The sequence below is a fragment of the Bradyrhizobium altum genome, assembly GCF_020889705.1.
Taxonomy (GTDB): Bacteria; Pseudomonadota; Alphaproteobacteria; order Rhizobiales; family Xanthobacteraceae; genus Bradyrhizobium; species Bradyrhizobium altum.
This window is the reverse complement of sequence record NZ_JACMYP010000410.1, coordinates 1-5,078: the sequence shown is the minus strand read 5'-3', so window position 1 is coordinate 5,078 and position 5,078 is coordinate 1. Positions and strand designations below refer to the sequence as shown.

At 61.0% G+C, this 5,078-nt stretch carries 5 protein-coding genes and 1 pseudogene; 2 read left to right on the top strand and 4 right to left on the bottom strand.

Features of this window, described 5'->3' with window-relative positions; translation table 11 throughout:
• Positions 1–843: 843 nt before the first annotated feature.
• Complete coding sequence (locus tag H8B02_RS45045; RefSeq protein ID WP_229172183.1) at positions 844–1,122, top strand: hypothetical protein; 279 nt, start codon at positions 844–846, stop codon at positions 1,120–1,122.
• Positions 1,123–1,147: 25 nt separating this feature from the next.
• Here H8B02_RS45045 and H8B02_RS45040 read toward each other — a convergent pair whose 3' ends face one another.
• Positions 1,148–1,336: a DUF3606 domain-containing protein gene (locus H8B02_RS45040; RefSeq protein ID WP_229172182.1), complete on the bottom strand. Its 189-nt coding sequence runs from the start codon at positions 1,334–1,336 to the stop codon at positions 1,148–1,150.
• A 239-nt stretch (positions 1,337–1,575) separates the two neighbouring features.
• On the opposite strand from H8B02_RS45040, the gene ligD reads away from it, so the two are divergent.
• Positions 1,576–2,523, top strand: a complete 948-nt coding sequence (gene ligD / locus H8B02_RS45035; protein ID WP_229172181.1) for a non-homologous end-joining DNA ligase — start codon at positions 1,576–1,578, stop codon at positions 2,521–2,523.
• Between the two features lie 78 nt (positions 2,524–2,601).
• On the opposite strand, the gene H8B02_RS45030 is transcribed toward ligD, so the two are convergent.
• The 3 genes and pseudogenes from H8B02_RS45030 to ku all read right to left on the bottom strand — a co-directional run bounded on the left by H8B02_RS45030 (position 2,602) and on the right by ku (position 4,782).
• Positions 2,602–3,066, bottom strand: coding sequence for a metallophosphoesterase family protein (locus tag H8B02_RS45030; protein WP_229172180.1), 465 nt, complete (start codon positions 3,064–3,066; stop codon positions 2,602–2,604).
• A pseudogene (locus tag H8B02_RS45025) lies at positions 3,063–3,564 on the bottom strand (NUDIX hydrolase). Before H8B02_RS45025 ends, H8B02_RS45030 begins: the two are co-directional and overlap by 4 nt.
• Before the next feature lie 285 nt (positions 3,565–3,849).
• Positions 3,850–4,782: a non-homologous end joining protein Ku gene (gene ku, locus H8B02_RS45020; protein ID WP_229172179.1), complete on the bottom strand. Its 933-nt coding sequence runs from the start codon at positions 4,780–4,782 to the stop codon at positions 3,850–3,852.
• Between the last annotated feature and the right edge of the window lie 296 nt (positions 4,783–5,078).

Below are 5,078 nucleotides of genomic sequence, written 5' to 3'. Positions count from 1 at the left end.
CCCCTCGGGTATAAACATGTGGGGAACGACAAGATGGATTGAACGCACTTGACGGGCCAACCCCAGTTAGAGAAGACCGGTTAAGAAAGGCACGCGATCCGAAGCACAGTGATAGCGACGCCGGCATGCAATGACGGCGGGCCCGAGGGCGAGTGCCTCCGGCGAGCGACTCAATGCGGCTTCACGTCTGCTTGGTATCAATTTTGCTTTTGTGATATCGTCTCACTCGTGCGCATGTCTATGCACGGCGTGGGCATGTTCACTGAGAGCCAATTCTTACCGAGGACGACATGGCCAAGAAAGCGAAGAAGGCAAAGAAGACCGCGAAGGCAGCCACCAAGAAGGTGGCAAAGAAGACTTCAAAGAAAAAGAAGTAGTCGTATCGGCTACTGATCTATTGCCGCCTCCGGGTCGTAACCCGGATGAAAAGCGAGACCTCCCAAAGGATATGAAGCGTCCTTTGCAGCCGTTCGGTATCGCGGCACGCTAAGATAAGGCCGGACCTTTGTGCAGGTGGCTGCTGCATAAAGGTCCGGTTTTTCATTTCTGCCCCGCGAGGGCGTGGCCTGCTCGTGCGCGAGAGATCGCAGCCGCCGAGACGCTTCGCGGCTCGGTTCACGAGAGCCCGGTGCGGCGACAGCCGCACGCGCAAAAAAACGGATAAGACGTATCGGAAAACGGTTTCTTCAGTTCGGTTCTCGCCCACCCTGGCACCTGGCCGGCTGGAAAATTCGGCCTTTGGAGGACCACGAGATCCCACGATCCGGAATCCCAGTCGTGTGTTAGGGATGGGGAACGTCTGCGGGACTAAACGATTCGTCTCAGCGTTGGGAGAACCTTTCAATGCTGATGACCAAGCAGAGACGGCCGGCGATCCGCACCCTGCGCGGTTGGGCGATCAACGTGCTGAACGAAGCCGGCGCCATCCGCGAGTGCGAGGAGCATGGTTGGATGCAGGACCGCGCCGATCCGCATGCCCGAGAGCGGGCCTTCGATATCGCCCGTCGAGACCTGCCGGAAGGCGTATCCCGTCAAGCAGCGGAGGCCGCGGTTCGCGACGTGCTGGACTCGATTGGTGATACCTGCCCAGAATGCCCCCCTGACGAGGAGGACCGGCACTAGCCCCCGACGCCGACCCGTCTGCCACTCAGCGGCCCAGCCGTTTCTCTACACGCTTGCGCGAGTTGCCGACCTTCTTGACTGCTTTTTTCACCGCGGGTGCCGATTTTTCTGTCTTCTTCGCCTCGTACTGCACCTCGTAGTCTTGCCCGCCGGTCACCCGCGCCCGGTCCTGTTTTCGTCCGCGCGCCGTCTTGCTCTTCCTCGCTACCGCCATCGGTGCCTCCTGTTGTGACATCGAAGCAAACGCGACAAGGATTCGCAGGTTCCGGAACGATTCGAACTGTGCCAATTTGAATCGGCTATAGCGTGGAGTTCTTCAAGGCGTTTCAGCGTAAAAGGCCGGCGGCTATCGGTGTCAAGACGCTTTTCCCCGGCTTCACCGGCCCTGGCCACCTCGAGCGATAAGGTGCCGTCCGTGCATCGCGCAACACGCTCTGAAGGATTGGCCCTTGAATGAGCCGGACGTCGACCCTGCCCAAGCGCTTACAGCCGATGCTGGCTACGCTTACCGACGCGCCGTTCGACGACCCCGGCTGGGTTTTCGAGGATAAGTACGATGGCTTCCGGATGATCGCGGAAATCCGGCGGGGCAAGGTTTCGCTCTACAGCCGCAACGGCAAGATCATCAGCCGCAGCTATATCGAGGTTGCCAAAGCGCTGGAGGGCGTGAAGGGCGACGCCGTGATCGACGGCGAGCTCGTCGCGATCGGAAAGGACGGCGTCTCGCATTTCCAGCTGCTTCAGAACGCGCTGCGCCACGAAGCGAAGCTCCTGTATTGCGCCTTCGATCTCATGTTTCAGGACGCAGTTGACTTGCGCAAACAGCCTCTGCTCAAGCGCAAGGAGCGGCTGAAAGCGATCCTGCCACGTCACCGGCTGATCGCCTTCAGCCGTCACCGCAAATCAAATGGCACGAAATTCTTCGCCGAGGCCGAGCGGAAGGGTCTGGAAGGAGTCATGGCGAAGCGCGCCGACAGCCCCTATGCGTCCGGAAGCCGGACGGCGGATTGGCTGAAGATCAAGACAGCAAAGCGGCAGGAAGTGGTGATCGCGGGCTTCACAGCGCCCAAGCGCACCAGGCCGTTCTTCGGCGCCCTGGTCCTTGCCGTGCGGGAAGACGACACATGGCGCTATATCGGGCATGTCGGCACTGGCTTCAGCCACAAGGTCCTGGAAGATCTCCATGCCAAGCTCGTGAAGCTAACGACCCCTAAATCACCCTTCCCTGCCAAAGTGAAGGACGAGGCCGCTACGACCTGGGTCAAGCCCTCGTTGGTTGCCGAGGTCAAATTTGCGGAGTGGACGAGTAAGGGCGAACTGCGCCAGCCCGTCTACCTTGGGCTCAGGTCCGACAAGCGGGCGAAGGAGGTCGTGCGCGAGCGAGAACGTCGGCGCAAGTAGAGCTTCCGTTCGGCGAAAGCCGGCAAAAAGGATCGAGGCACTCGCCTCCTCCGGTGTGAATTCCCTCCGCGGTGACACTCACTCGCTTTCGAGGTCGTGGATTTCCGGTCGCACGCCGTCGGGCGTGACTTCGAGCATCGCAAACGTGATCGGCAGCTTGAAACGCCGAGGTCCCGCGCTGCCGGGATTCAGATAGAGAACGCCACCGACCCTGTCGATCTTCGGCACGTGGGAATGCCCGGAGACGATGACGTCGATGCCGGCGCCGCGGTTGGCCTTCAGCGTCTTCAGATCGTGCAGAACGTAGATCAACTTTCCCGCCAGGCATACAAGATGCGTGTCGGGGTATTCGTGGGCCCACTCGCCCCTGTCCACGTTTCCACGAATGGCCGTGACGGGCGCGATCCGGCGAAGCGCGTCGACGATCTCGGGGCGCCCGATGTCGCCGGCATGGATGATGTGATCGACGCCCGTCAGGCCTCGTTCCGCCTCGGGCCTCAACAGGCCGTGCGTGTCCGAAATGATTCCAATCCGGAAGCTCATTTCCCGTCGCTCTCAATCGTGATTGCCAATAGACGATCGAGAAAGTCTACCTGAGCGGACAGCACCTTGGCTCGCGCGAGTTCGATATCAAACCATTCCGCGGTCGACTTCGGGAAAACTCTGCCGTCGACCACTTCGGGGCGGCCATTCGACATCGAAGGTATTGCTCGTCAGCGCCGCCGGGTCAAAATGGCCCTCGCCGGCGAATGCGATGACGCGCTTCCCTCCTCGCTGTCGGACTTCCCCCAGCGCCTGGAGTGGACCGATCGAAGCGCTCGGGCCGAGTTCTTCGGCAAATTCGCGTCGAGCGACGTTCTCCGGAGCGTCATTGGCATCGATTTCGCCCTTAGGAATGGACCAGGCGCCATCATCCTTCTTGCGCCAGTACGGACCGCCGGGATGAACGAGTAGAACCTCGAGCCCACGAGCGCCCTTGCGGTATGCGAGAATCCCCGCGCTCGAGGTCGATCTCCTGGAAGTCCTTTTCGCCGCAGCCATATCGCTCCTATTTTGCAGAGCAATCGAGAGCCGGCGAGCCGTTCCCGCCATACCGGAGCGCGCTCGCCGAGCGCCTGCTTAGCCTCGTCCACGGTCGTATGCACCGTTGCTTCGGCCTCGCGGTCGGCCGCCTTCCTGGCGCGCGCACCGCCCAGTCGGGCCGCCATTACACGGCCGACGAGATGATCTCGCGTGACCTCGTCGAGATGGGATTTGCCATCCGCCAGAGCCGGCCGCGAACGACGATGTCGTGGCCGTCCGGCGTCACCGGATGCTTCACGGCACCTAAGCCGACTTTCGCTGCGGCTTGGCCGCCGGCTTCTTCGCCGCGGCCTCTTTCGCCGGCTTCTTGCCTGCGATCGGCATCAGCATTTCCTTTTGCCCAGCCGGCGCCTTGCGCGGCTTTTTGCCTGGTTTCTTCGGCGCCTCTGTCGCACGCGCCCCCTCTCTTCCGATGCTCTTGCGCAGCGCGTCCATCAGGTCGACGACGTTCTCACCTCGAGGACGGGCTTTCGCGGTGATGGGCTTGCCGGCGCGCTTCGCATTGATGAGATCGATGAGGGCAGTTTCGTACTGGTCTTCGAACTTGTCCGGCTCGAAATGGCCCGCCTTCTGATTGACGATGTGTTTGGCGAGATCGAGCATGTCCTTGGTAACTTTGACATCCTGGATATCGTCAAAATACTCATCCGCGGCACGGACTTCGTAGGGGTAGCGCAGCAGCGTTCCCATCAACCCCTTGTCCAGCGGCTCAAGCGCGATGATGTGCTCGCGATTGGTCAACACCACGCGGCCGATGGCGACCTTGTTCATCTCGCGGATGGTTTCCCGAATGACGGCGAACGCATCGTGCCCGACTTTGCCGTCGGGACGCAGATAGTAGGGGCGGATGAGATATCGCGGATCGATTTCGCTGCGGCCGACGAACTCGTCGATCTCGATGGTTCGCGTCGACTCCAGCGCGACGTTCTCAAGCTCCTCCTTGGTCACCTCGATGAAAGTATCGGTATCGACCTTGTAGCCCTTGACGATGTCCTCGTTGTCGACCTCCTCGCCGGTGTCGGCGTCGACCTTGGCGTACTTGATCCGATGGCCGGTCTTTCGGTTCAGCTGGTTAAACGAGACCTTTTCGGATTCCGAGGTGGCCGGATAGAGCGCGACCGGACAGGTGACGAGGGAAAGACGCAAGAAGCCTTTCCAGTTAGCGCGGGGGGCCATGCCGGGGGAACTCCGATACTGATACCGGATTCAAGACGAACGAGCCGGCTTGGTTCCGACATCGCGGCCCGTCCCACAGGACGATTTTTCTCAGCAGCCGCCCGGTCGGACTCGACATTTGTTCCTGTTATGTTCTAATTCGGGCATGACCGACCGACCCGCGAGCTGGCGCATGCCGACCCCGAAGCAGATGGAAAAACTTGCCGCTGAGGCCGACCGTAGACGACCACCGTCCGCTGCGGGTCTGGATGCCCCCCTCCCGGCCGAATATTGGGAATCGGTCCTCAAGGACCCTC

Bases quoted from the DNA above. Each gene is read 5' to 3' on its own strand.
- H8B02_RS45040 (WP_229172182.1), bottom strand. From the start codon at position 1,336: ATGGCGGTAGCGAGGAAGAGCAAGACGGCGCGCGGACGAAAACAGGAC.
- H8B02_RS45030 (WP_229172180.1), bottom strand. From the start codon at position 3,066: ATGAGCTTCCGGATTGGAATCATTTCGGACACGCACGGCCTGTTGAGG.
- H8B02_RS45045 (WP_229172183.1), top strand. From the start codon at position 844: ATGCTGATGACCAAGCAGAGACGGCCGGCGATCCGCACCCTGCGCGGT.
- ligD (WP_229172181.1), top strand. From the start codon at position 1,576: ATGAGCCGGACGTCGACCCTGCCCAAGCGCTTACAGCCGATGCTGGCT.
- ku (WP_229172179.1), bottom strand. From the start codon at position 4,782: ATGGCCCCCCGCGCTAACTGGAAAGGCTTCTTGCGTCTTTCCCTCGTC.